The following is a 25,021-nucleotide window of genomic DNA, read 5'->3' on the forward strand; positions in this document are numbered from 1 at the left end:
AGGATCATCATGGGAAAAGCAGCCTCCCTGCACAATCGATACGTTCTAAGCGACCCTTTAGTAGAGCTAAACCCATGAGCCGGATCCTGAACGCGCAAACGCAAGCCTGGCTTCAAGTATTTGCCTGTGCGGCACGCCACCTGTCCTTTACCCGCTGTGCCGAGGAGTTGCATGTAACGCCTGGCGCCATTAGCCAGCAGATGCGACAGCTGGAAGAGCGGTTGGGGTTCAAGCTGTTTCACCGAGTGGCCCGAGGGCTGGAGCTGACGGCGGAGGGACAACGGCTGGCCTCAACGGTCAATCAGGCCTCAGGGCTTGTGGATGCAGAGCTGCGGCGGCTGAATGCCGGTCAGTTTGGCGGCGTGCTCCGGCTACGCTCGATTCCTTCCTTTCTCGGCAAATGGGTCATGCCGCGGCTACCCAAGCTGCAGGCTCGCTTTCCGGATATCCAGCTTCGGGTCGTTGCTGAGGACAGTTCATGGTCACTGCGCGAGGGCGAGTTCGACCTTGCCATCGATCTTAATGACGGTAGTTATCCTGGTCTTGCATCCACGTCGTTGCTGGACGAGCAGATATTTCCGGTGTGCGCTCCTTCGCTGTTGGAGGGGCGCCCGCCACTTGATCGTCCCGAGGCGCTGGATCATTACCCATTGCTGCATGACATCACTGCCTGGCGCGGCAGTTATGAGTATGCCGAGTGGGAGTTTTACCTGGCGTCCATTGGCGCCCCTGCACTGGATGTCAGGCGAGGTCATACGTTCAATCGCAATCACCTGACTATTGAGGCGGCCATTGCCGGCATGGGGGTTGCCATCGCGCGGCGTCATTTGATCACTAACGAGCTGGAGCGGGGTGCGTTGGTTATTCCCTTCGGGGTATCCGTACCGGCGCGCAAGCGTTATGTCCTGCTTTATGCGCAAGGTGCTCTCGCTGATCCACGTGTACGCTCACTGCATGACTGGCTGGTTGAGGAGGCCCTGGCCAGTGCGTCAACGCCCCAGCCGGCGTAGCTCGTCCGACTCGACAAAACGAACACCGTCGCCTTCCTCCAACGCGAGTCGCCAGAGTGCTCGTGCCAACACGCAGACCTCAATGCCATGCCACTTGCCAGGCAGCAGCTGGGAGAGCGGGGCGGCAATCTGCTCGCCCAACCGCTGCTCGTTACGGGGGCCGAGCAACAGCGAGGGGCGTGCAAAGGTGATCTGCGGCCAGCCTTGATCCTGTAGTGCCTCTTCAAGCTCACCTTTTACCCGGTTGTAAAAGATCGAGGAGGAAGCGTCGGCACCAATGGCACTGATAACCACGAAGTGTCTGGCACCCAGTTCGCGTGCGCGACGTCCGACAGCGATGGGCAGGTCATAATCAATGGCGCGAAAGGCTTCCTGTGAGCCAGCTTTCTTGATCGTGGTGCCCAGGCAGCAAAAGGCCGTATCCAGCGGGCCGGTGAGCTGAGGCAGCACATCCAGCAATTCGCCAACCGGGTTTTCCAGGCGTGGATGAGCAGGAAGTGGTCGGCGGGTGGGCGCCAGGACACGTTGAATGGTTGGCTCATTCAGCAGGCGATCCAGTAAGTGTTCGCCGGTAAGCCCCGTGGCGCCTGTAATCAGGACATGTTGCGGAGTCAGGTGCATCGCAAAGCTCCTTTCGATGAGCATGACTGGCGGAGCAGGTAGGCGGCCCGCGCTTCTGCCCGGTCCGCTTCGTTGTAATGCCCGCCCTTATCCCATCGGACAACATTTCAGAGCGAAAGGCTCATTGCTCTGCAACGTGGCTGGTTGATCCAGCGCGATAGGCCTGCCATTTTTTCAGAACAGCAGGCGGCGCCCAGATCTGCGGCTCCGATGGCTCGAACCCTTGTGCCGCCTCGCGCTCGGCGACACGCTTGCTGGCGATCGAAAATGCCTGCTCGGGATCGTCTGTTGCCTGGAAGGCTTCTGCAAACAAGGCCTTCCCAAAATAAGTGAAGTCCGCTTCGTCCGTGCAGCCAAAAGACGTCCGGTCCGCACGTGAGGCGGTAATGACCATGGTATGGTCATCTTGCAACGGGGGAAGGAAGCCGCCGCTGTAGCAGGCTGAAACGACAACGATCTTGTCGCGGTTCTTCAGCGGCTCAAGCAGGGACGCAAACTCAATGGCCGGCAAGCTGGCCAGTTGCAGACCCGGCTCGCTCAAGGATAAACGATGGTCGGAGGAGCCATGGCTGGTGAGGTAGACAAAGATCAAATCCTCAGGCCCTGAGCGCTCGGCCAGGGTGGCAATGGCGCGATGAAGATTTTCCCGCGTTGCCAGTGGGGTTACGCTTTTAAGATCACGCTGATTGATCAGGCGAACCACGCTACGGGCATTGAAACGATTGACCATCAGCTTGGCGACATAATCGGCTTCACGTTGAAACACGCGCTGATCGCCATCGCCTGCTAGAGTAATACCGTAAAGCTCGGTACTGGCCGTAGAGGGACGGACGTTATTGAGTTCCTGACCCAGGCGCTCGCCTTGTTCCAGTAGCGCAACTTCCATGGGGTCAGGTTGGTAAACACCGTCATCGCTGCGGATGAACTGGCCTTCGCTCCAGAGCCCGCTTTCGCGGCGCCCATCGGCATGGGTGTAGGTGCCATTGCCATCGAACTGGCCGTTCAGGAAGTCACCGATATACACGCTGCCGTCTGCCTCGGTGTATTGCCCCAGCCCATGGTACTGCCAGCTTTTGAAGCTGCCGCTGTAACGGCTGCCATCGCTGCCATGGTACTTGCCTTGGCCGGTCATTTCCCCTTTCTGGAAGGACCCTTCCCAGACATTACCATCTACGCTTTGATAGCGACCCTGGCCGGAGAAAGCACTGTCAACAAAGTTGCCTTCGTACAGATTGCCTTCCTGATCGACCCATTGACCTCTGCCGTTCAGGCGGCCATCCGTGAAAATGCCGTTATATTGACTGCCGTCGCTTTCAGTCCGCGCGCCGCGGCCCTGCATGCGGCCCTCGAAGAAATCACCTTCGTAACGCCAGCCGTCATTGGACTCCAAGACTCCTTTGCCATGGTACATCCCCCGGTGGAAGGAGCCTTCGTAACGTCCGCTGGGGGAGGTCAGCTGCCCTTGGCCCTCATAGAGGCCATGGTGAAAGCGGCCTCGATAGCGAGTGCCATCCACAAAAAACCGCTCGCCCAGGCCTTCGGCCAGGCCGTCTCTGAACGAGGCCCGCAGCCAGTTGCCATTGGCCCAGTCGAGGCGCCCCTCACCTTGCAGGCGTCCGCGCTCCACATCGCCGTGGTAGACCGAGCCATCCGGCAGACGGATCTCGGCTGCCTGAGCGAAAGGGGCGGGAAGAATTACGAGGCTCATGGCGAGCCCCAGGGGAAGAAGCGCTCGGGTCGCCCGATAGGGCGGCCTTACCATCCAGAGGGAACGGCCCTGATGGATGCGGGCCCCCAGCCGGCGTGTGCCGGCTTTAACGGGATTCGAGACGAACCAGATGGCGTTCAAGGGTAGACGAATAGGGTTCAAGCAGGCGTTCGACACAGCTGGCACCTTCTGGACTCGCAATAGAGCGGATTCGGGCACGCTGGCGCAGCAGTTCATCATCGGCGATGCTGTGCTCGACCAGGAGCAGGTTGCGACTGTGCCGACTGAGTGCGATAGCGTTCCGGACCGTATCGTTATTGAGCAGCTCGGGCAGCTTCAGGTTCACCAGACGTTCGCCCTGCGTCAGACCCAGCTGCAGCTGCAGCGTGATCCCGCTGTCGGCTACTTCGACCTGAAGGGCATGGCCTAGCGCTCGCATGATTTCACCGCAGCACAAGGCATGAGTCAGATAATCATCTTCGCCCTGGGTTTCGTGGAAAAGGATCAGGCTGCCGCCATCGATGAGGCTATGCAGTTCACCCTTGTACAGCGAGGTGGCCTGCTCCAGGCAATCCCTGTAACGCTCCAGAAGACTGACCAGGCGCGCACGGGGCAGCTTGCGTAACTGCTCTTGAGACCCGAGCTGGATCGCCAGTACCGCGCTGGAAACGATGTCGGGTTCTGACGCCATGGCCGGTGTAACGGGCTCGGCGGCTGCCGCTGTCTCTACAACTTCGTTTTCTGCCTCGTCCGGCATGATATCGGCAAAGGCATCTTCGTCGAACTCGTCGTCACCGTCTTCGGTAGTCACCGGTGCTTTGGCCGGTTTCTTGGCGGCTGCGGTAGCCTTGCGTGGTGAGGTGGAGCGAACCTTGATACCGGCGCTTTCATCGAGGAACGGGTTGTCCTCGTCGCCTTCTACCGGAGCTGCTGCCTTGGCTTTCTTGGACGGTTTAACCGGTGCCGGTTTGGGTTTTTCCGGGACCAACCGCGCCTGGAGCTGACGCGCCAAGTCACCAATTTCATCCTGACGACCAACGCTGGGAGCCGGATCATCCGGGTCACGCAGCCAGACGCGCAGCTCCAGCAGGGGCGTGGAAATGTTGCGGCCCAGGCGAAGGCTGAGAATCAGGGTCAGCATCAACAGGATAAGCGCCAACAATCCCATGTTTTGCAGGCTGATCACCATGGGTTGCTGGAACTGATTCATGTCCAGACTGATACGCAGCTGGCCAGTGGTCACGTCTTGAAACTTGATTGATGTGGAGTAGATGCCTTCCGCCTCGCCCAGAAGATTGCGCGTCGGGCGGGTGCCTGCTTCGGCCAGTACACGATTATCCGGGCTGAACACTGCCGCGTGGGCAACCAGCGGATTACGCGCCAGATTGCCCAAGAGCACGTTGAGGCTCAGCGTATCGTTGGATACCAGCAGCTCCGTCGCCGAGGCGGCCGTCTGGGTAACCAGCGTCTGGCCTACGGCATCGGCCTGCTGCTGCATGGCATGCCGGAACTGCAAGGCCACGACAACGGCATAGATCACCAGGGCGGCGATGACGAGAATAAGGCTATGGGAAACAATGCGGAGCGCGATAGGAACACGGCGCTGGCGCATTGCACGAAACAGCAGAACGAAGAAATTGTCGGGCTTGACGGTCGCGTGCCGGGTCACTGGTGAATTCTTTGGGCAAAAATGTGGGGCGAAGTATAACCAGCGACCAGAGGTCGTTAAAGCGTACTAACCGAGTCCGTCAACCACTCGTCTGCGTATGGGTGGTTCTGCACCGTTTTCGGAAACAGGTAGAATCGGGTTTTTGACCCCTTGGTGGAGGCTGCGCCTTGCGAGACATTCTTCTCATTACCAGCACCGGGTATGCCGGCCCCGGCTTGAGTGCTGCATTGACGAGCGTAGTGGCCGAGTCAGGCGCAGCGTTGCTGGATATTCGTCAGAGTCGTGTGCAGGGGGCCATAACACTTGCGTTGCTCATCAAGTTGCCCGAAGGCGCTGATGCCGCTGCCTTGGGTGAAGCGCTCGAACTACGCGCTGCGGCCGTGGGGGCCAGAGTGCACCTGGCTGCTCTGGATACAGAGGCTTATGCCGCGTGGCAGGCCAGCGAGTTGGCTCCTCGCCATATCCTGACGCTCATGGGACGCCAGCTGGACGCCCACCAGGTTCAACATGTGAGCGAACTTGTCGAGTCCCACGGTATGACCATTGAGCGTATCGAGCGGCTGTCGGCACCTGAAGTCAGGGATCGTGCTGCGCTGGAATTCACGCTGGCGGGTGAGCCGCAGGATCTGGAGGGGCTCAAGGCGGCCTTCTTCACTGCGACCCAGAACCTTGAGATGGATATCGGATTTCAGGCTGACACGCTGTTCCGCCGTCATCGGCGACTGGCCGTATTCGACATGGATTCAACATTGATCCAGGCGGAAGTCATTGATGAGCTGGCCAAGGCCGCTGGTATCGGAGAGCGGGTTGCCGCCATCACCGAGCGAGCCATGCGCGGTGAGCTCGATTTCAGGGCCAGCTTCAAGGAGCGACTTGCCCTGCTCAACGGCCTGCCTGAAACGGTACTCGAAGACATCGGTGCAGGGCTGCGTCTGACCGAAGGCGCCGAGCGGCTGTTTTCCGAGCTCAAGCGATTGGGATACAAGACCGCCATCCTGTCCGGCGGTTTTACTTACTTTGCCCGTCAGATCCAGGCTCGGCTGGGCATCGATTATGTCTATGCCAACGAGTTGGAAACAGTGGACGGCAAGGTGACCGGTGTGGCGGTAGAGCCCATTGTGGACGCGCAGCGCAAGGCCGATCTGCTGCGTGAACTGGCCATGAAGGAAGGGCTGAGCCTTGAACAGACCATTGCCGTAGGGGATGGGGCAAACGACTTGCCTATGCTGGGTCTGGCCGGGTTGGGCGTTGCCTTTCGCGCCAAGCCGCTTGTGCGTCAGTCGGCGCGCCAGTCAATTACAACACTGGGTTTGGATGGCGTGCTGTATCTGCTGGGTGTCAGAGACCGAGACCACGTGCTTTGATCAGGCGCTGAAAGAAAAGCCGGCTATTGCCGGCTTTTTCATGTCTGCCGCTTATTCGTCCGCGACGAATTCATAGTTCATTGCCTGGCTGGGTTCCTGCAGGTAGTAACCCTGGATGTAATTCACACCAGACTGCCAGAGCGTTGCGAGGATCGTGGCGTTTTCAACGAACGGCACGATGCACAGCTTTTTATGCTCTTGAATGCCGCTAATGAGGTTTTTCAGCGTTTCCTGGTTTTCCGGATTGCCCAGGTCGCGGACATACGAGCCGTCTACCTTAAGGAAATCGATTGGAACCTGCTTGAGAATATTGAACGGCGCCAATGCACAGCCGAATTGACCTAGAGTGACGCGATGCCCCAGCTTTTTCAGGCCGTTGGCCATGATCTTGGTCTGGTTGAGGTGAGCCAGAGCATTGGCCTCGCTGATTTGGAAGATCAGGGATTCAGCCGGTAAGCGAGCGGCCTGCAAGGCCGCCTGCAGCCAGAGCAGGAGTCTTGCGTCCTGTAGCGAGGCGGCGGACAGGTGAATGAACAGGCAGGTATCGTGCCCACGGGCGCGGTGGTCGACCAATACCTTGATGGCGTTATGGATTACCCATCGGTCTATCTTTGCACTTAATCCGCTTTCTTCCGCTACCCGGAAGAACTCGGCCGGCGGTACTTCTTCGTTCTGAGTATTGTTCAGGCGGAGCAGCACTTCATAGTGCTCGCGGCTGTCACCACGCAGGCTGATGAGTGGCTGGAAGAGCAGGCGGAAACGGCTCTGTTCCAGCGCCTGTTGCACAATGGCAATCAGGCTGCCTCGGCTGGCCGCTGCGGCCAGTTCTTCTGCCGGGTCGTATCGTTTGATGGCATTACCGCCCTGTTTGGCAATCATCAGGGCGCAGCGGTGAGCGCGGTCCATGATTTCGTGCGCATTGACGGTCTGCTCATCAAGAGCCGTCAAGCCAATGGAATAGGAGGGTTGCAAGGCCCGCTTGTTGATTTCAATGGGCTGTGACACCGCTTGACGGAGCAGTGGTTTCAGGCGGCTTTCAAGCTGCTCAGCAGTGCCGCCCTGAACCAGGACGGCAAATGCATCATCGCTGAACCGTGCAAGCACCGCCGGCGGTACAAAGTGCTCTTTCAGCTGGTTGGCCAGGGCGGCCAGCAGCGCATCAATGTCGGAAATGCCGATTTCAGCGAGGATGGCCGCGTACCGGTCCAGCTGCAGGTAGGCGAAGCTGGTTGTCTGACCGTGCTGGACCACTTTCTCCATTTCCGCTTCCAGCGCCTCCACAAGCCGGGTGCGATTCAGCAGACCGGTGACAGGGTCTACGCTGGTAGCTTCTCGCAGCTTTTCTTCCAGCTCGGCATCGTTCTGGTTGCCGTCACGGATGACAACCTGAATGCAGGGCTCATCTTCGTAGGTGGCTGGAGAGAAGCTCATGTCCGCCGTGAAGGTAGAGCCATCGGCGCGCAAGCCCTGGCAGAGGAAGCGGGCTGTGCCGTTGGCTTCGGGATCGTTGGAGTATTGCTTGAGAAAATCGCGAAACGCCTGCTGATCATCGCTTGCCACCAGATCAATGACCGGCATCCCTTCCAGTTCTTCCACATCCGTATAGCCGAAGAGCTGCAGGTAAATGGGATTGGCATGAACATGCATCCCGTCATGGACATAGGCGATGGCATCTTCGGAGCTTTGCAAAAGCAATTGGCATCGCTTTTCTGCTTCATGCAGGGCTAGTTCGGCGGTGCGATAGGCACGCCGCACTTCCAGATTGCTAATCTCGCGCCGGGATACGAGCACGAGTCGTTCGTCTTCACCCAGCGGAACGGCATCCTGAGCCCCATTCAGTAAAGCCTGGGTAATCGCGTCGGGCTCTTCAGGGTCGACCAGCTGGATAACCGGAATATCCTTGGCCTGGCGCTTGATGGTCTTGAGCGCCTCGTGAGGAGAAAGCTCTTCACAGTTGGGCGCCGCAATGAGCAGGTCCCAACTCTGCTGAAGTGCAGTGGCCAGCTCGTCCGGCTCTGTGACGCACTGTGCCCGGGTTGCGCAGCCCGCATTTCGAAACAGACTTACCAGTCGCTCGGCTTCATTCTGTGACTCCTCAACAATGAGCAGGCGGATGGTCTTCTTTTCGATAGCCATAGGTCTACGTATGAACCCGGACAGTTAAAGCGGTTAATAATCGAAGAGGCTGGAATCTACAGAGACTTCCATAAGGAGTCAAAATCGTCCTCTGTGTTGGAGGACGGTCCCTGGCTTCCCGGCCTGGGTGTTTCTGGCGTCGGTCGCGCCTGCTCCAGCAGACGATATTCGAAGACGCTGAAGCTAACGGTAGCATTTTGACGCCTTGTCAGCATGCCTTGTTGCTCGACTCCCTTCTGATTGATCTGAATCTTGCTGCCTTCCTGGAAGGGAAGACGCGGGGCAATAAGAGAGGGAGACTGGTCTATGGCCTTGATTTCTGGAAGCAGCAGGCCCCTCAGATATTGGCTATGTTGCTCGGTCTTGCGAAGCAGCTGCAATCCACAGGGGCGAGCCGTAGGCGCCAGCAGCTCAACGCCCATCTGGGTGCCGCTGCCAGGGACCTGCCGTATCCAGCGAATGACTGCAATCCCCCAGCTGTTCTCGTTCAGGCCGCGCAGCCCCAGCACTTCACCCGCTTGCAGTTGGTCCGGCACTTCCCCAGGCCAGCTGACGCAGTAGCCGCCCGGACTGTGATTGACGATGGGCAGCGAGAAGAGGGGGTAGGTTTTATCCAGCTCAATCTGTTCGCTTTTCACATCCACAGGCGTGTCGTAGTGGATTTCCTCATGCGCGTCCAAACTTGTATTGTGCTCGGCATCGAAGGCCAGTGACCATACATCCGACGTCTTCTCGGCCGGGGCAAAGTCCGGCTTGGACTTGGGTGGTTCCGGCAGGTTGAGCGTCTGGGCAAAGGCTACGCGACCCGAAAGGTGATAGTGCAGCGCACTCATGCCAATGCAGATCTCCAGGCGTCCTTGACCCGGGGTGCGCTGAAAGGCCCGGTCGGATTCCTGGCCCCATGCCGCGCGCAGGTGTTGCAGCAGGTCCGTGCTGATGTCCGGCTGCACTGGCAGGCGTGCACGGCTGCGCTCCTCCGGCGGCAATGCCAGATAATCAGAAATCTGACTGACCAATACCTGTGTTGACAGGCCTAGCAGGCCGCTCAGGCTGGCCTCCTTGAGGAGGGTTCGGTAACGTGGCGGCGCATCGATCTGAGGTGCGACTACAAACAGTACGCCTGGCTGGTCAGCAGGTTTTATCTGCACGAGATTTGCCCATTGATCGAGGTACTCGACCAGCTGGGCAATCTGACGCTGGCGCATCTGGTTACACCGCGCTGCCCCAAATAGCAGCGGGACAGCATAGGCCTCCTGCAAACTCTGGCCATCAGGGCGCGTCAGTAGGTCGTCCCGTACACGCTGGCCCTGCAGATTGAGACGCAGGGCGATCTGGAAGAGCTGATGCAGCTCCAGCCAGAGATGATCGGCTGCTGGGGTATACAATTGGGCTGCGCGAATCAGCGGGCCGTAAAGGCCTTTCATGGCGCGCTGTAGGGCCAATGGTAACAGGCTGGCCCGATCACGCGAGGGCGTATTGAGTTCGTCGACCACCACCAACTTGTAGCCTGCCGCCATATGGTTCTGTAGCGCCTGACACAGGTTGGCTACCTTGCGTGAGCGCTCGTCCAGCACAATGGGCTGGTCAAGAACATGGCGTTCGAGCATGACACACGTCCGGTTCACTTCCGGTCGCAACAACTCAAGCATGCGCAGACGTTGATCGTTCGACTGGATCAGCTGGTTGATTTCCAGCATCCCCTGGTACAACAGACGCGCCACTTCCCCGAGCTTTGCTCGCGGCAATTGGTCCAGCCAGCGTTTCAATCCGGCGGGGCTGGCTTCGCAGAACGTAAGGCTCCGCTGCGTGGGCGTCGGTACCCGCAGCAACTGCTGAGGGCCTTTACTATCCATTGACTGTCGGTTCTCCAGACTGAGCGGCGATAACAGTCATTATCCCCAATATTCAACTACTGGACGCCAGCGGTATCGGGCTAGCGTCCCTGTGTCGCAGGTGTCAGACGTCTCCCAACAGAGGCTCGATAACCTCGGCGACCTTGGGCGAGCCAATCTGCTGTCCCATATTGACCGTGCTGAAGGCGCCTAGCTCCTGAGCCCAGTTCACTTGATCAGGGCCAAACAGGACGATAACCGTGGAGCCCAGCTTGAAACGGCCCATTTCTTCACCTTTTTCTAGATGAATGGGCGCACGTGCCGCTTCGTCGTAACGTGTTGTTTTCAACATGCGCTTGGGTGGTGTCACCATACCGGCCCAAACGGTCTCGATACTGGCCACGATCATAGCACCGACCAGAATCATGGCCATCGGACCGCGTTCGGTATCAAAGATGCACACGACACGTTCATTGCGGGCAAACAATTCCGGAACGTTCTCGGCGGTCAGGTGATTGACCGAAAAGATTCGCCCGGGCACATACACCATCTCTTTCAGCGTGCCGGCAATGGGCATGTGTACGCGGTGATAGTCCTTGGGCGATAAGTAGATCGTCGCGAACGATCCACCCATGAACGGTGCAGCCCGTTGGGCATCACCACCTACAAGCTCCAGCAGACTGTAGCTATGCCCCTTGGCCTGGAAAATACGGCCATGCTCGACCTGACCGATCTGGCTAACTTCGCCGTCGCTCGGGCTGACAATGGCTGTCGGATCTTCCGGTAGCGGACGTGCATCTGGCTTTAAGCTGCGGGTAAAGAATGCATTGAAGTTTTCGTATGCCGTCAGGTCTTCGACCTGAGCCTGGCGCATATCCACGTCGTAGCGACGAGCAAACCATGCCGTCAGGGCATTCTTGAACCAGGGCATCCGGCACTCGGCGAAGCCGCCAATCAACCGTGACAGGAAGTGATGAGGCAGTACGTGCTGGCTAAGAATGAACAGGCGGTTTTTCAAATTCATGGTGTGTCCTTGAGCGGCAATATATGAAGCGTGAATCCGCGGGCGAGGCCAGACAAGGCAAAACAGAAAAGGCCGGGTCAGATTGCCGTGACCCAGTTCTCGTTTCATTGTACAGCCATTCGGCTCGCTGCTGGAAACCTGCTATCAGCGTTCGACCGGTGTATCCGGATGATTTCCCCATTCTCCCCAGGAGCCGGCATAACCCTTGATTCGGGGGTAACCCAGCGCCTTGGCGACCAGATAGGTAAATCCCGAGCGGTGGTGCGTCTGGCAATGGGTAATCACTTCCTTGTCGGGCGTGATCCCCAAGGCATTAAGTGTTTCGGCCATATCGCTGCGGATACGTAGGCTACGTGCCGGGTCCATGCCGGCCGTCCACTCGAAATTGATGGCGCCCGGGATATGCCCGCCCTTGGCTGCTAGGACTTTTTCGCCTCGATATTCCTGTGGCCCGCGTGCATCCCAAATGGCCAGGTCTTCCGCACCCAGGCGGCTCTGCAGATACTCACGCGTTGCAGTAGGCTCATCATGCAGCGTGAGGTTGACTGGCGTATCAGCTGGCGGTGGCACATCCTGTGTCAATGGCAGGCCCGCTTCGACCCAGGCATGACGGCCGCCGTTAAGGTAATGGTAGCGGTGATGACCGATCACATCCAGCAACCAGATAAAACGTCCTGCCCAGCCACCGCCTTCGTCGTCATACACGACATAAACGGCCTCAGGGCGATGGCCCAGTTCGCTGAACAATATTTCCAGGTCGGCTTTTTCAGGGAGAAGCCCTGGCGCTGGAGGTTTGCCCAGTTGTGTACGTTGGGGCGCAACGAAGTAGGCGCCGGGCACATGCCCCTCGGCATAGTGCGCAGCGCTGGATAGATCGACCAGAATCAGCTCTGGCGCATCGAGGCGGGCGGCAAGGTCGGCAGGCTCGATCACGAGCGGCAGGTCTGTAAAGGACATATCAGGTCATCCGGTCTGAAATCATGGGTTCGATTGTAGCGATCATGTAAGCCGTTGGACGTAATTCATCACGCCACGCTCAATGCAGGTAACGGTTTTGTTGATAGCCTGCTGGTCACGCTCGGAAAACGGCTCGCCCCTGTTGTCAATGATAGCCAGCATCGTGACGCGACCTTTGCTGCCCATCGAGCGCAGCACCATGTGTGAGTGTGGAAACAGGGCTTGCAGATTACCAGGCAGGTGAGGGCGAAACTGCGCGCTGTTCTCCGAGGTAATACGAAGTTGGGCGGGATCGCTCATCAGCTTGCGCAGCAGGGGATGATTGTTGATAGGCAGCTGAAGCCCCTTGGCTGCTTCGGGCAGGCCATGGATGCCTTGGGCCATGAGCACTGTCTGGTCCGCATCGGGTGTCAACAGGAGCAGGCGTGGCAGGCCGGTTGCCGCCAAGGCATCCCTGGCGCAAGCCGTCAGCTGGATGCCGTTGCTAAAGGGACTGGGCGTCTTTACCAGTTCGGCACAATATCGGCGCCATGCGTCCAGCCCATCGCCTGTCGTTTGGTTATTGGTCGCGGCTGATTGGGTGTCAGGCGCGGCCTTCCTGTTTGAGTGCAGGCGTCTTGCATCCCAGGGCCAGATCAGGGCTTCGGCCGGATGCCAAAGGCCTGGAATGAACTGTTGGCGAGCATGCTGCGCGGCGGCCTGATGGGTGACCTGCTGAATATGATCCAGTGACTCATGCATATAGAGGCCGACCAGCCGTTGCCAGCGGAGGATGTGCGGGTTGCTCCAGCTCTGGTGGGCGGCCACGGCCAGGCCATTCGCCAACAAAATTGTGTTGCCGGGCTGGGTGAGCCACCGACGTAGCGGCAAGTCTTCATCCAGGCGCTGTTGCTGCTGAAGAGGATGGGCATCGTTGTGGGCAATGTGCAGCGCCTTGACCAGGCGGCGACGGTCCTTCACCAGCAGGCGATATCCGTCTACAACCCAGGCGGGCAGGCTCCAGCGCTCGGCTAGGGTCAGGCACAGGTCCAGAAGGGGTACGCCAAGCAGCTCCTGCTCGACCGTGATGGCCGGCTCGTTGTTGCCCAGTACCCGCTGCTCCCATTCTTCCCAGAGTTCTGGATAAGCCTGAGCCAGTGGCCACACGGGCGCCAGGAACAGAAGCGTAGAGAGACGAACCTCCTGGCGCAGGCGAGCCAGGGTATTGCCGAAGAGGCCATTGGCCTGCGCCATGGCGTGTTCGCTGATCAACAGGAGCTGCGAAAGGGCTGGCGAGTATTTCTCTTTAGCTTCCGACGGAAGTGCCGATAACAGGTACTCAGTGGGACCCAGTCCGAGCCGGCTCAAGGCTACTTCCAGCGAAACCGCAGGATTCTCCCGGCCAAGCTGGCTTCGGTTGGACTCCCTTAGCAGCACCAGCGACAGGATCGGTGACTGAAGCGCCACCTCGGCAATTTCAGGAACGGTCTTGTTGCCATTGGCCAGAGCCCTGCGGACATCTTCCTTGACTTCCTGGGGTACGGATAAACGTACGCTTTCCAGCCTTTTCAGCCAGGCGTCGAGCGTATTTGGACGAGCGGTAGTAATGGACATAGAGAGCTCGCATGAATGGCTTACAGAAATACCTACAGTCTGGCGCAGATTATCCGATAACTAAATCAGCAGCCTCTTTGTGGGCCCTTGTTTAACTAGAAGTGTTTGAAAATCATGGTCAAGATCATCGGCATTATCGTTGTCATCGGTAGCATACTCGCAGGCTTTGTGCTGTCGGGCGGCAGTATCATGGCTCTCGTGCATCCTTACGAAGTGCTGACGATTGGTGGCGCTTCGTTGGGTGCCTTTTTACAGGCCAACTCGGGCAGCACCTTCAAGATCGTGTTTAAGAAGTCTTTGTCCATGTTTGGTCATCGCTTCACTCATGCGTACTACCTGGACGTGCTCAAGCTACTCTACGAAATCCTCAACAAGAGCCGTCGTGAGGGCATGATGTCCATTGAGGGCGATATTGAAGAGCCTAACGAAAGCCCGATCTTCAGCAAATACCCAGCCATCCTCAAAGATGCACGGATGACAGCCTTCATCACTGATTATCTGCGTCTGATGTCGTCTGGCAATATGGCTCCGCACGAGTTGGAAGGGTTATTCGACATGGAGCTGAATAGCACCAAGGCTGACCTTGAGCACCCTTCTCATGCCGTAGCCAAGATCGCCGACGGTATGCCAGCCATGGGTATTGTGGCAGCGGTACTGGGTATCGTAATTACCATGGGCCTGTTGGCCGAAGGGGACACCATCAAGATTGGTGCGAGCGTAGGTACCGCCCTGGTAGGTACTTTCCTGGGTATTCTGGCGTCCTACGGCTTCTTTGCACCCTTGGCGGCCTCGCTCGAGCATGACGCCAAAGAAGAACTGAACGTTCTCGAGTCCATCAAGGCCACCCTGGTTGCTTCCGCATCGGGCATGCCGCCAACCGTGGCTGTCGAGTTCGGTCGTAAAGTCCTGTATCCCGCCCATCGCCCAAGCTTCATCGAGCTTGAGCAAGCAATGCGCGGCGCGTGAGGTTAAGCCGTCATGGATAACAACCAGCCCATTATCATAAAGCGCGTCAAGAAAGTTGAAGGCGGGCACCATGGCGGCGCCTGGAAGATTGCCTTCGCCGACTTCATGACAGCCCTGATGGCGTTCTTCCTGGTGATGTGGCTGTTGATTTCGACCACTCCCGAGCAGCGGATCGCCATTTCAGGCTACTTTCAGGACCCGATCGGGTTTACGGAAAGCGGAAGTCCTTATGTGATCGACCTTGGCGGTACGCCAACACCGTCTCCCAATCAGACGCTGAACCCGACGATGGAAAATGACCCTAAGACGCCGGATTCACCTGATAGCACTGATGAGGAGCAGATCGACCAGACTACCAAGCCGAGTCCGGCTGATGCGGGCGGCATTGATGCTCAGCAGGCCGAGAACATCGCGGAGAAGATCGACAAGGAGCGCCTGCAACTGCTCCTGCAGGAATTGCAGAACAAGATCAACGAGAACCCGGATCTGCAGCGTTTCAAGGATCAGATCCTGCTCGAGATCACTCAGGACGGCCTGCGTATCCAGATCGTCGATGCGGAAAATCGGCCGATGTTCGACTCGGGCAGTGCTGAACTGAAGATGTACTTCGAGAATATCCTGCTGGCCATGGCGGATACGATCAAGGAAGTTCCAAACAAGATCAGCATCAGCGGTCACACCGATGCCAAGCCGTTCGTAGGGAAGGGATACTACGGCAACTGGGAACTGTCGGCTGCTCGTGCCAATGCGGCCCGTCGAGCGCTGGTGGCAGGTAGTTACCCAGAGAACCAGGTGGCCCGTGTAGTAGGGTATGCCTCGTCGGCACTGTTCGATCGCAAGGACCCGCTCGATCCGGTCAACCGTCGTATCGACATTGTTGTTCTGACCAAGAAGGCTCAGAAGGCCATCGAGGGTGACAATGGCGGCCAAGCCGATACCCCGCCGGCCGCGACTCCGGGCCAGGCTCCGGCAGGCAGCGACACGGGTGCCTCGACCGGTAGCCCCGGTAGCGTGAAGGCTACGAGTAATCTGGCCAACCCGCTCAAGGGCATCGACCTGAAGAAGGAAATCAATGCCTTCGACGACGGTGCGCTGCAAATGAGCCCGCCGCCTAAGCCCTAGCGGTAAAGAGGGTCTGCCCGGACCTAGTACTCAGGTTCGGGCAGGCTGGCGATAATGTGACGGTAACTGGCCATGCGTTGAGGGTGAATTCGTCCCTCTTCCTGCGCCGCTAGAAAAGCACAGCCCGGCTCCCGGTCGTGCTTACAGTCACGGAAGCGGCAATGCCCGATAAGGTCGGCGAACTCGATAAAGCCGGCTTCCACATCCTGACGGCTTACATGACCCAGGCCGAACTCGCGGATACCGGGTGAGTCGATCAGATCGCCACCGCCCGGGAAGTGGAACAGGCGGGCCGTGGTGGTCGTATGCGTTCCTTTGCCGGTTATCTCGGACAAAGCCCCGACACGCGTGTCCACGCCCGGCAGCAAGGCGTTTACCAGCGATGATTTGCCTACACCGGACTGCCCTACGAAAACACTGATGTGTCCATCGAGCGTCTCTTTCAGCTTGTCCAGGCTTAGGCCGTTCAACGCCGATACTTCGAGCAAGGGGTAGCCCAGGTTGTTGTAGATGCCCAGCAGGTTATCCATCCGCTCGGCATTACTTTCATCGATCAGATCAGCCTTGTTCAACAGTAGAATAGGCTGAATGCTGGCATGCTCGGCTGCGACCAGATAGCGGTCGATCAGGTTGCTGTGGGGCTCGGGAATCGGCGCAAATACAATGATCAATCGATCGACGTTGGCCGCAACTGGCTTCAGGACACCCCGCATGTCGGGACGGCACAGCTCCGAAATTCGAGGCAGTTGGGCAACGATAACGCCAATGCCCTGATTACCCGCCCGCCAGACTACCCGGTCTCCCGTCACCAGAGCTGGCAGGTTGGCGCGCAAGTGGCAGCGCTGGAGCTGGCCGTCTTCGCCCTCCACCTCTACCTGTACACCAAAGTGGGCAATGATCCGACCCGTCAACTCCGGGCCCAGGTCGCCACCCTCAAGCTCTTCGATCAACCGGGACTCCCGACGCTCGGCGCGAGCCGCACGTTCGGTCTGAATCTTTTCAATACGCCAGCTTTGCCGGCGAGTGAGGTGGCGTTTGGCCATTAAGTAGCTCGATAAACCTGAAGTAAAGATAAAGTCTAACAGGCGGTTCGTCTGCCGGGGCAGAGATCGTCCAGCGGTCGGATCTTGGCTAGACTGCACAGCATTATCCGCTGTTATGACTTGGCCATATGCTCGACACCTTACGCCGCCGATATCCCGCTATCCTTGCATTACTGGTGCAGGTGCTTGCACTGCTTGTTACCTGGATTGTTCTACAGGTTGGTCTGGTTACGCTCCATTACCGCGCACCGTTGATCGGTGCGGCGTGCCTGCAAGGGGTCCTGGCCGCAGCGCTTGGGCAGTGGATGGGCCTGCACCGTTGGTGGCTCTTCATCAATCTGGCTTTCGTACCAGCCCTGGTTGCCTTCGCCGGTTATGCCATTCCCGGTTGGGTCTTTCTCGCAGGATTTTTCGTTATTCTGCTCTTGAACTGGAACAGCCTGACCGAACGGGTTCCGCTCTATCTGACCGGGCATGAGACACAGCGAAAGCTCAGTGAGCTGATAGCTGAACGATCAGACAAGGAGTCTTTCATCGACCTGGGAAGCGGTCTGGCCGGAACGCTCGTCTATCTGTCGCGTTTACACCCTAAGAGCCATTTTACGGGCGTCGAGACCGCGCCGATGAGTTTTCTGCTCTCCTGGCTGCGCTGCCTACCGCGGCGTAACTGTCGGATTCGTTATCAGAGCCTCTGGAAAGTCGATCTGGCTGAATACGATGTCGTCTACTGTTTTCTCTCGCCCGCCCCTATGCCTGACCTATGGAAAAAAGCGCAGGCCGAAATGCGTCCGGGTGCGCTGTTTATCAGCAACACGTTCGAGATTCCGGGTGTACCTCCCCGGCAGGTCATCGAGCTGAATGACTGGCGGCAGTCGAAAATTCTCATCTGGCAACGCTGACGGCGTGGCGCAAGGCCAGCCGAGCTGTATTTATTCCGCTAAACTGCCTGCATTGCTTAAGGAGTATTGCCATGCAGAATGACCAGAACCTGATCTGGATCGACCTCGAAATGACCGGCCTGGATCCGGATAACGATGTGATCATAGAAATGGCCACCATCGTGACGGACAGTGAGCTGAACACCTTGGCCGAAGGTCCGGTCATCGCGATTCATCAGCCGGACGAGATTCTGAACGGCATGGACGAGTGGAACACACGTCAGCACGGCCAGTCAGGCCTGACCCAGCGGGTCCGCGAAAGCACCATCAGCATGGCGGAGGCCGAGCGCCAGACCCTGGCCTTCCTCGAGCAGTGGGTGCCGGCGCGCAAGTCGCCTATTTGCGGAAACAGCATTTGCCAGGACCGCCGCTTTCTTTATCGGCACATGCCGCAACTGGAAGCCTATTTCCACTATCGCAACCTGGATGTTTCAACTCTGAAAGAGCTGGCGGCGCGATGGGCTCCTCATGTCCGTGATGGCGTAAAGAAGACCGGCAGTCATCTGGCGCTGGACGATATCCGCGACTCCATTGAGGAGCTGCGCTACTACCGCAAGCACTTCATCAAGGTCTAGGCATAGCCGTGACGCCCCAGCGCCCACTCCACATGTTCGCGCACAAGTGGAGATGGGTGTTGCTGGTGCGCCTTCAATGCTTCGACCACCGGAATGCTGGTAGGCGCGTTGCCCAGCGCCACCGCCAGGTTGCGCAGCCAGCGCTCGTAGCCTGCCCGGCGCAAGGGCGAACCCTCCGTACGGCTTAGAAATTCGTCTTCCGTCCAACGAAATAGCGTCACCAGATCACTGTTGTCCAGGTTATGCCGTGGCTGGAAGTCCGGTTGCGCGGTGGGCTTGGCGAATCGGTTCCAGGGGCAGACAATCTGGCAGTCATCGCAGCCAAAGACCCGGTTGCCGATCAACGGGCGCAGTTCCTCGGGAATCGAGCCCTTGAACTCGATCGTCAGGTAGGAAATGCAGCGCCGCGCATCCAGTACATAGGGGGCAACGAACGCCTGTGTCGGACAGATATCCATGCAGGCGCTGCACCGGCCACAGTGATTGCTGGGATGAGGCTCATCGACAGGTAAGGGTAGGTCGGTAAAGAGTTCTCCCAGAAAGAAATAACTGCCTGCCTTGCGGTTGAGCACCAGCGTGTTCTTGCCGATCCAGCCCAGGCCGGCCTTTTCCGCCAGCGCTTTCTCAAGCACAGGGGCGCTGTCGACGAATGCACGGTAGCCGAACGGGCCAATCGTGGCTTGAATACGTTCGGCCAGCTGTTGCAGCCGTTTGCGGATCAGTTTGTGATAATCGCGGCCCAGGGCGTAGCGAGAGATATAGGCGTGTGCAGGGTCCGCCAGTCGCTTCGCCATGTCGGTATCGCCCGGCAGATAATCCATGCGAAGCGAAACGATCCGTAGCGTGCCTGGCACCAGTTCGTCCGGGCGCGAACGTTTTTGTCCGTGTGCGGCCATATAGTCCATCTCGCCGTGATAGCCCGCGGCCAGCCAGCGCTCGAGGTACGCTTCGTGGTCGCCCAGCGCTACACCGGTAATGCCGGTCTGCTGAAAACCCAGCTCGCGACCCCATTCCTTGATGGAGGCTGCTAGCGTATCGAGATCGAGTGCGTAAGAAGACATGACGTGTTTAAGTTACTGACGAGAACCTATTTTGCCAGACCTTGGAGCTTGGTATCGCATGCACGACGAACTGCCGCTTTCCCTCTATAGCGCTGCGCAGGTACGAGCGCTCGACGCGCGTCTGATCGAATCGGGTACTTCCGGTTTCGAACTTATGCACCGTGCCGCGCGAGCCGCCTGGCGGTCCCTGCGTCAACGCTGGCCCGATGCCGGTGCACTGACTGTTTTTGCCGGGGGCGGTAATAATGGCGCAGACGGTTATCTAATCGCCTCGCTTGCTCAGCGGAGTGGCTGGCCGGTAAACGTGTATTACCTGAGCGACCCTGAAAAGCTCGAAGGCGATGCGGCCAAGGCATATATGGAGGCCAAGGGTACCGGTATCAACCCGGAGCCTTGGCGAGCGGGCGTAAAGCTGACAGGCGTTGTAGTGGACGCCATGCTGGGTACCGGCTTTTCCGGCGAGGTACGTGAGCCGTATGCCAAGGCCATCGAGCAGATCAATAGCTGCGACCTTCCGGTCGTGGCCGTCGATATTCCCTCGGGGCTCAACGCTGATACAGGCTTTGTCAGGGATCAAGCCGTCAAAGCCAACCTTACCATTACCTTTATCGGTCTCAAGCTCGGCCTGTTGACAGGCAATGGGCCTGACTACTGCGGCAGTATCGAGTTTGCCGCCCTGGTTGAGGAACCCCAGAATCCTGCCGATGCCATGGCGCAACGCCTGGCGCCCCGTAATCTGCCCAAGCTTAAGCCGCGTAAGCGCAGCTCGCACAAGGGCAACTTCGGCCATGTGTTGGTCATCGGAGGGGACGAAGGCACTGGCGGCGCTGCGCTCATGACCTCCGAGGCAGCGCTCCGCTGCGGTGCAGGCATGATTTCCCTGGCTACGCGGCCTTCGAATGTAGCGCCTGTACTGGCACGTCGACCTGAAGTGATGGTGGCAGGTGTCGAGTCCGCGGGTAAAGTCATTGCCCTGGCAGAAAAAGCCGATGTCCTGGCCGTCGGGCCTGGTCTGGGGCAGGGCGCCTGGAGCCGCAGTGTGATCAGCGTGGCGGCGTCCCGAGAAGTACCTCAGGTATGGGATGCCGATGCGCTAAACCTGCTGGCCAGCCAGGCGGTCACCAAGCCCAGGGGCGAGTGGATCATGACCCCTCACCCAGGTGAGGCTGCGCGCCTGTTGCGCAGCGATATTGCCACGATTCAGAGTCGACGCCCGGCCGCAGCCCGAAAGCTGGCGGAGCACTATGGTGCAGTGGTGCTGCTCAAAGGCCTCGGGACCCTTATTGCTGCACCGGATGGCCGCATGGCGCTCTGCGGGCGTGGTCACCCGGCGATGTCTACCGGTGGCGCAGGCGATGTGCTCACAGGCATTATTGCCGCCTTACTGGCACAACACCTCTCAGCATTCGAGGCTGCCTGCCTGGGTGCCTGGCTACATGGCCGGGCGGGAGAGCTGCTGGGGCAGCATGGCCGAGGACTGGCTGCCAGTGATTTACCTGATACCGTTCGTCAGCTTTTAGAGAGTTACAATCCATGTCTGCAGTAACGCCTTCGTGCGAGACGATAACCCTGTTCGCGCCTGACGAGGACGCCATGACAGCCCTGGGCAACACGATAGCCCTGGCCAGCGGCGGCCGTGGAACGCTTTATCTTCACGGAGACCTCGGAGCCGGCAAGACGACCTTGTCACGCGGCATCGTGCGGGGTCTAGGCCATACAGGTGCGGTCAAGAGCCCTACCTTTACGCTGGTCGAGCCGTACGAGATCGGTGAGATCCGGGTCTACCATTTCGATCTGTATCGTCTGGCTGATCCGGAAGAACTCGAGTTCATGGGAATCCGGGATTACTTCACCGGTGATGCCCTTTGTCTGATCGAATGGCCTGAGCGGGGCATGGGGCTTTTGCCAAAGCCAGACCTGGACATTACCATTACGCCGCATACGGGCGGCCGTAACGTGCAGTTGGTTTTTCAAGGCTCACATGGTGATGCCTGGCGTGCCGCCCTATCCACAGGAGTTTGATGCAAATGGGGTGGGGGAAGCGTGTACGCCTGGGATGGGCAACGTTGGGAGTCATTTTGTGTTGTCTGGCCAGCCAGGTGTTGGCGGCGTCAGATATCAAGGATATGCGTGTCTGGCGTGCGCCGGACAATACGCGCCTGGTATTCGATTTGTCAGGGCCGGTCAAAGCCAATGTCTTTACTCTGACGTCGCCCAACCGGATCGTCATTGATGTCAGCGGAGCCAAACTGGCGACCAAGCTCAACGAGGCTCGCCTGAAGGGTACACCGATTACCGGACTGCGCTCGGCCCAACGCTCAGCCGACGAGCTGCGCATGGTGCTCGATGTGTCCCAGCAGGTTACGCCCAAGAGCTTTACGCTTGCGCCTAATCAGCAGTACGGAAATCGTCTGGTAGTCGATCTGTTCGATCAGGGCGCGGACCTGTCATCTGATATTCCCGCGACGCCTACGCCGGGTGAGCCATCTGCGCCGGTAACCCCTGCGCAGCCCAAGGTCACCGTGCCGGCTGGTCCCTCTGGCAAGCGCGACATCATTGTAGTGATCGACCCTGGTCATGGCGGTGAAGACCCTGGTGCAATTGCCAAGGGTGGCGGCCTTTATGAAAAGAACATCACGTTGGCCATCGGGCGAAAACTGCAAGCCCAGATCAACAGCATGAAGGGCTTCAAGGCCGAGCTGACCCGTACGGGTGACTATTACATCCCCTTGCGCAAGCGTACCGAGATAGCGCGTAAGAAAGGGGCTGATCTGTTTGTGTCCATTCATGCCGACGCAGCGCCCAACCGAACCGCCTCGGGTGTATCGGTATTTGCGCTTTCTCAGCGGGGCGCCACGTCTGAAACAGCGCGCTGGCTGGCAGATACTGAAAACAGCTCGGACCTTGTAGGCGGGGTGGGCAGTGCTCTGGACAACAAGGATCAGATGCTTGCCGGTGTTTTGCTGGATCTGTCCATGACCTCTACCATGTCCGCAAGTCTGGATGTCGGGCAGAAGGTTCTGGCCAACATCGGGCAACAGACCAAGCTCCTGCATAATCGCGTGGAGCAGGCTGCCTTCGTGGTGTTGAAATCGCCGGATATTCCTTCGATCCTGGTTGAAACCGGGTTCATCTCGAACCCGACCGAGTCCGTCAAGCTTGCAACGGCCTCACATCAGGAATTGCTGGCACGGCAGATCCGCAGCGGTATTTCCACGTACTTCCAGAAGAGTCCGCCGCCAGGTACATACCTGGCCTGGCTGCGTGACCAAAAAGCACAGCAAGTGGCAACCGGCTCGCGCTAAAATAGCGAGATGCCTACGCCATAGCGGTTCGAATCGGCCGGCTGCCACTGCCTCGGGCAGCGCGGCCGGTTTCGTTTTGGCACTGCTTTCCATTCGACTCTCAGACCAGCCTGGCTAATTCCATGACTGAACTTCGTCGTATTCAACTGCTCAGCCCACGTCTGGCCAACCAGATTGCCGCCGGCGAGGTGGTTGAGCGCCCGGCCTCGGTAGCCAAGGAACTGTTGGAAAACAGTCTGGATGCCGGGGCACGCCGTATCGACATCGATGTCGAGCAGGGCGGTGTCAAGCTGCTGCGAATCAGGGACGATGGTAGCGGTATTCCTTCTGACGACCTGCCTCTGGCGCTGGAGCGCCATGCGACCAGCAAGATTTATAACCTGGATGAACTTGAGCATGTCATTAGCCTGGGCTTTCGAGGAGAAGCGCTTGCCTCGATCAGCTCGGTCTCGCGCCTGACCCTTACATCACGCCACCAGGATGCCGATCAGGCGTGGCAGGTCGAGACCGAAGGGCGAGAAATGCACTCATCAGTCAAACCGGCCGCGCATCCGCAAGGCACCACGGTCGAAGTGCGCGACCTTTTCTTCAATACACCGGCGCGTCGTAAATTCTTGCGTTCGGAAAAAACCGAATTCGACCATCTGCAGGAGGTTATCAAGCGCCTGGCCCTGGCCCGCTTCGATGTAGGGTTCAATCTTCGCCACAACGGCAAGAGCATTCTAGCCCTGCGTGAGGCTACGGATGACCTTACCCAGGCCCGCCGTGTCGCGGCGGTCTGTGGACCGAATTTTCTGGAGCAGGCCCTGCCTATTCAGAATGAGCGCGGCGAGCTGCGCCTGTGGGGCTGGGTCGGCATGCCGACCTTCTCTCGCAGCCAGGCGGACCTGCAGTATTTCTACGTGAATGGTCGCATGGTGCGCGACAAGCTGGTTGCGCATGCTATCCGTCAGGCCTATCGCGATGTCCTCTATAACGGGCGGCACCCTGCATTCGTGTTGTTTCTCGAACTCGACCCAGGCGTGGTGGATGTGAACGTACATCCCACCAAGCATGAAGTTCGGTTCCGGGATACGCGGATGGTGCATGATTTCCTTTACGGCACCTTGCACCGTGCGCTGGCCGATGTGCGTCCGGACGATCAGGTGACGGCACCGGCATCGGCTGTTACCGTGCCGCCTCGCGCCACAGGCTCCGCTGCAGGAGAATTTGGTCCCCAAGGTGAGATGAGTCTGGCGGCGCATGCACTGGAAAGTAGCCAGCCTGCGCCTGCATCGTATCGCATCGAACCGGCCATGCCGGAAACATCGCCACGGCCAGTTGCTGGCGGTGGTTCTGGTGGAAGCTACGGCGGCTCCGGCAGCTATTCGGCCAAGCCGGCATACCCTACCCAGAGTGTGGCCGAGCTGCAGGGAGCCTACCAGACCTTTTTTGCTCCGTTGCCTTCTGCGGCCAGTAGTACAGGAGCTATGCCGGCTGCCTTGCCGGAAAGCCAGGGGGATATTCCTCCGTTGGGCTATGCCCTGGCTCAGCTCAAGGGCATTTATATCCTGGCGGAAAACGCTCACGGTCTAGTGCTGGTCGACATGCACGCTGCTCATGAGCGTATTACCTATGAGCGTCTGAAGGTTGCCATGGCCAGTGAAGGCTTGCGTGGGCAGCCACTTCTGGTGCCTGAGTCATTGGCGGTCAGCGAGCGAGAGGCCGATTGTGCAGAAGAACATGCCCAATGGTTTTCCAAGCTGGGTTTTGAGCTGCAGCGGCTAGGGCCGGAAACCCTGGCTATCCGACAAATACCTGCGCTGCTGAAACAAGCCGAAGCGGGTGATCTGGTTCGAGATGTTCTGGCAGATCTTCTGGAGTACGGCACGAGTGATCGTATCCAGGCGCATATCAACGAACTGCTGGGCACCATGGCCTGTCACGGCTCCGTCAGAGCCAACCGGCGTTTGACAGTGCCTGAAATGAACGCTTTGCTACGGGATATGGAGATCACCGAGCGAAGCGGCCAATGCAATCATGGTCGACCCACATGGACGCAGATGGGCCTTGATGATCTCGATAAATTATTCCTGCGTGGCAGGTAATCGAAGTTGC

General features: G+C 58.6%; 20 protein-coding genes. 10 read left to right on the top strand and 10 right to left on the bottom strand.

Translation table 11 applies throughout. The annotated features are described in order from the left end of the window. Window positions 1-74: 74 nt before the first annotated feature. Complete coding sequence (locus AC4LF3_RS02760) at window positions 75-1,010, top strand: LysR substrate-binding domain-containing protein (protein WP_312600272.1); 936 nt, start codon at window positions 75-77, stop codon at window positions 1,008-1,010. Here the strand turns inward: AC4LF3_RS02760 and AC4LF3_RS02765 are convergent. From AC4LF3_RS02765 to AC4LF3_RS02775, 3 genes are all read right to left on the bottom strand, one after another. Beyond that, window positions 990-1,631 (bottom strand): oxidoreductase, encoded by a 642-nt coding sequence (locus AC4LF3_RS02765; RefSeq protein WP_074823364.1) that lies wholly within the window; start codon window positions 1,629-1,631, stop codon window positions 990-992. The genes AC4LF3_RS02760 and AC4LF3_RS02765 overlap by 21 nt on opposite strands. 121 nt (window positions 1,632-1,752) lie before the next feature. Further along, window positions 1,753-3,516, bottom strand: coding sequence for a C13 family peptidase (locus AC4LF3_RS02770; protein WP_491834726.1), 1,764 nt, complete (start codon window positions 3,514-3,516; stop codon window positions 1,753-1,755). Further along, window positions 3,446-5,008 carry a histidine kinase gene (locus AC4LF3_RS02775; RefSeq protein WP_312270593.1) on the bottom strand — a complete coding sequence of 521 codons (1,563 nt, stop codon included), beginning with the start codon at window positions 5,006-5,008 and terminating at the stop codon, window positions 3,446-3,448. Before AC4LF3_RS02775 ends, AC4LF3_RS02770 begins: the two co-directional genes overlap by 71 nt. 167 nt (window positions 5,009-5,175) lie before the next feature. Between AC4LF3_RS02775 and serB the strand changes: the two genes are divergently transcribed. Continuing rightward, complete coding sequence (serB, locus tag AC4LF3_RS02780; protein ID WP_491834727.1) at window positions 5,176-6,372, top strand: phosphoserine phosphatase SerB; 1,197 nt, start codon at window positions 5,176-5,178, stop codon at window positions 6,370-6,372. 51 nt (window positions 6,373-6,423) lie between these two features. Here serB and AC4LF3_RS02785 read toward each other — a convergent pair whose 3' ends face one another. From AC4LF3_RS02785 to AC4LF3_RS02805, 5 genes are all read right to left on the bottom strand, one after another. Next, on the bottom strand, window positions 6,424-8,508 hold the full coding sequence (locus tag AC4LF3_RS02785) for an EAL domain-containing response regulator (RefSeq protein WP_491834728.1): 2,085 nt from the start codon (window positions 8,506-8,508) through the stop codon (window positions 6,424-6,426). A gap of 56 nt (window positions 8,509-8,564) precedes the next feature. Beyond that, a complete protein-coding gene (locus AC4LF3_RS02790) occupies window positions 8,565-10,361 on the bottom strand; it encodes a cyclic-di-GMP receptor FimW-related protein (RefSeq protein ID WP_239382063.1) in 1,797 nt (598 codons plus the stop codon). Window positions 10,362-10,464: 103 nt separating this feature from the next. Next, window positions 10,465-11,358: an archaetidylserine decarboxylase gene (gene asd, locus AC4LF3_RS02795; protein ID WP_491836236.1), complete on the bottom strand. Its 894-nt coding sequence runs from the start codon at window positions 11,356-11,358 to the stop codon at window positions 10,465-10,467. Window positions 11,359-11,508: 150 nt separating this feature from the next. Further along, window positions 11,509-12,321: a thiosulfate sulfurtransferase gene (gene rhdA, locus AC4LF3_RS02800; protein WP_491834729.1), complete on the bottom strand. Its 813-nt coding sequence runs from the start codon at window positions 12,319-12,321 to the stop codon at window positions 11,509-11,511. A gap of 42 nt (window positions 12,322-12,363) precedes the next feature. Further along, entirely contained in the window at window positions 12,364-13,914 is a 1,551-nt protein-coding gene (locus AC4LF3_RS02805; protein WP_491834730.1) for an HDOD domain-containing protein, read from the bottom strand. Between the two features lie 114 nt (window positions 13,915-14,028). Between AC4LF3_RS02805 and motA the strand changes: the two genes are divergently transcribed. Further along, window positions 14,029-14,880: a flagellar motor stator protein MotA gene (gene motA, locus AC4LF3_RS02810; RefSeq protein ID WP_010796910.1), complete on the top strand. Its 852-nt coding sequence runs from the start codon at window positions 14,029-14,031 to the stop codon at window positions 14,878-14,880. Between the two features lie 12 nt (window positions 14,881-14,892). Further along, entirely contained in the window at window positions 14,893-16,002 is a 1,110-nt protein-coding gene (motB, locus tag AC4LF3_RS02815; RefSeq protein ID WP_434135542.1) for a flagellar motor protein MotB, read from the top strand. A gap of 23 nt (window positions 16,003-16,025) precedes the next feature. Here the strand turns inward: motB and rsgA are convergent, their stop codons facing one another. Next, the gene (rsgA, locus tag AC4LF3_RS02820; protein ID WP_073449592.1) at window positions 16,026-17,045 is read right to left on the bottom strand and encodes a small ribosomal subunit biogenesis GTPase RsgA; all 1,020 of its coding nucleotides are present in this window, start codon (window positions 17,043-17,045) and stop codon (window positions 16,026-16,028) included. A gap of 128 nt (window positions 17,046-17,173) precedes the next feature. On the opposite strand from rsgA, the gene AC4LF3_RS02825 reads away from it, so the two are divergent. Both AC4LF3_RS02825 and orn read left to right on the top strand, forming a co-directional pair. Continuing rightward, window positions 17,174-17,944, top strand: a complete 771-nt coding sequence (locus AC4LF3_RS02825) for a class I SAM-dependent methyltransferase (RefSeq protein ID WP_491834731.1) — start codon at window positions 17,174-17,176, stop codon at window positions 17,942-17,944. Window positions 17,945-18,015: 71 nt separating this feature from the next. Further along, complete coding sequence (gene orn / locus AC4LF3_RS02830; protein WP_010796914.1) at window positions 18,016-18,558, top strand: oligoribonuclease; 543 nt, start codon at window positions 18,016-18,018, stop codon at window positions 18,556-18,558. Here the strand turns inward: orn and queG are convergent. Further along, window positions 18,555-19,619: a tRNA epoxyqueuosine(34) reductase QueG gene (queG, locus tag AC4LF3_RS02835; protein WP_197872094.1), complete on the bottom strand. Its 1,065-nt coding sequence runs from the start codon at window positions 19,617-19,619 to the stop codon at window positions 18,555-18,557. The genes orn and queG overlap by 4 nt on opposite strands. A gap of 58 nt (window positions 19,620-19,677) precedes the next feature. On the opposite strand from queG, the gene AC4LF3_RS02840 reads away from it, so the two are divergent. The 4 genes from AC4LF3_RS02840 to mutL all read left to right on the top strand — a co-directional run bounded on the left by AC4LF3_RS02840 (window position 19,678) and on the right by mutL (window position 25,011). Further along, entirely contained in the window at window positions 19,678-21,165 is a 1,488-nt protein-coding gene (locus AC4LF3_RS02840; RefSeq protein ID WP_407362800.1) for an NAD(P)H-hydrate dehydratase, read from the top strand. Further along, window positions 21,153-21,641, top strand: a complete 489-nt coding sequence (tsaE, locus tag AC4LF3_RS02845) for a tRNA (adenosine(37)-N6)-threonylcarbamoyltransferase complex ATPase subunit type 1 TsaE (protein ID WP_491834732.1) — start codon at window positions 21,153-21,155, stop codon at window positions 21,639-21,641. The genes AC4LF3_RS02840 and tsaE overlap by 13 nt, the downstream gene beginning before the upstream one ends. A 5-nt stretch (window positions 21,642-21,646) precedes the next feature. Beyond that, window positions 21,647-22,924 carry an N-acetylmuramoyl-L-alanine amidase gene (locus tag AC4LF3_RS02850; protein WP_010796918.1) on the top strand — a complete coding sequence of 426 codons (1,278 nt, stop codon included), beginning with the start codon at window positions 21,647-21,649 and terminating at the stop codon, window positions 22,922-22,924. Window positions 22,925-23,046: 122 nt separating this feature from the next. Then, window positions 23,047-25,011 (top strand): DNA mismatch repair endonuclease MutL, encoded by a 1,965-nt coding sequence (gene mutL / locus AC4LF3_RS02855; protein WP_491834733.1) that lies wholly within the window; start codon window positions 23,047-23,049, stop codon window positions 25,009-25,011. Window positions 25,012-25,021: the final 10 nt, after the last annotated feature.

The organism is Pseudomonas sp. C2.3V (genome assembly GCF_058536325.1).

What these genes read in the sequence shown, in the direction of transcription:
- rsgA (WP_073449592.1), bottom strand. Translation starts at nt 17,045, where the DNA reads ATGGCCAAACGCCACCTCACTCGCCGGCAAAGCTGGCGTATTGAAAAG.
- rhdA (WP_491834729.1), bottom strand. Translation starts at nt 12,321, where the DNA reads ATGTCCTTTACAGACCTGCCGCTCGTGATCGAGCCTGCCGACCTTGCC.
- queG (WP_197872094.1), bottom strand. Translation starts at nt 19,619, where the DNA reads ATGTCTTCTTACGCACTCGATCTCGATACGCTAGCAGCCTCCATCAAG.
- motB (WP_434135542.1), top strand. Translation starts at nt 14,893, where the DNA reads ATGGATAACAACCAGCCCATTATCATAAAGCGCGTCAAGAAAGTTGAA.
- orn (WP_010796914.1), top strand. Translation starts at nt 18,016, where the DNA reads ATGCAGAATGACCAGAACCTGATCTGGATCGACCTCGAAATGACCGGC.
- tsaE (WP_491834732.1), top strand. Translation starts at nt 21,153, where the DNA reads ATGTCTGCAGTAACGCCTTCGTGCGAGACGATAACCCTGTTCGCGCCT.
- AC4LF3_RS02790 (WP_239382063.1), bottom strand. Translation starts at nt 10,361, where the DNA reads ATGGATAGTAAAGGCCCTCAGCAGTTGCTGCGGGTACCGACGCCCACG.
- mutL (WP_491834733.1), top strand. Translation starts at nt 23,047, where the DNA reads ATGACTGAACTTCGTCGTATTCAACTGCTCAGCCCACGTCTGGCCAAC.
- motA (WP_010796910.1), top strand. Translation starts at nt 14,029, where the DNA reads ATGGTCAAGATCATCGGCATTATCGTTGTCATCGGTAGCATACTCGCA.
- AC4LF3_RS02760 (WP_312600272.1), top strand. Translation starts at nt 75, where the DNA reads ATGAGCCGGATCCTGAACGCGCAAACGCAAGCCTGGCTTCAAGTATTT.
- AC4LF3_RS02765 (WP_074823364.1), bottom strand. Translation starts at nt 1,631, where the DNA reads ATGCACCTGACTCCGCAACATGTCCTGATTACAGGCGCCACGGGGCTT.
- AC4LF3_RS02840 (WP_407362800.1), top strand. Translation starts at nt 19,678, where the DNA reads ATGCACGACGAACTGCCGCTTTCCCTCTATAGCGCTGCGCAGGTACGA.
- AC4LF3_RS02825 (WP_491834731.1), top strand. Translation starts at nt 17,174, where the DNA reads ATGCTCGACACCTTACGCCGCCGATATCCCGCTATCCTTGCATTACTG.
- AC4LF3_RS02785 (WP_491834728.1), bottom strand. Translation starts at nt 8,508, where the DNA reads ATGGCTATCGAAAAGAAGACCATCCGCCTGCTCATTGTTGAGGAGTCA.
- AC4LF3_RS02850 (WP_010796918.1), top strand. Translation starts at nt 21,647, where the DNA reads ATGGGGTGGGGGAAGCGTGTACGCCTGGGATGGGCAACGTTGGGAGTC.
- AC4LF3_RS02805 (WP_491834730.1), bottom strand. Translation starts at nt 13,914, where the DNA reads ATGTCCATTACTACCGCTCGTCCAAATACGCTCGACGCCTGGCTGAAA.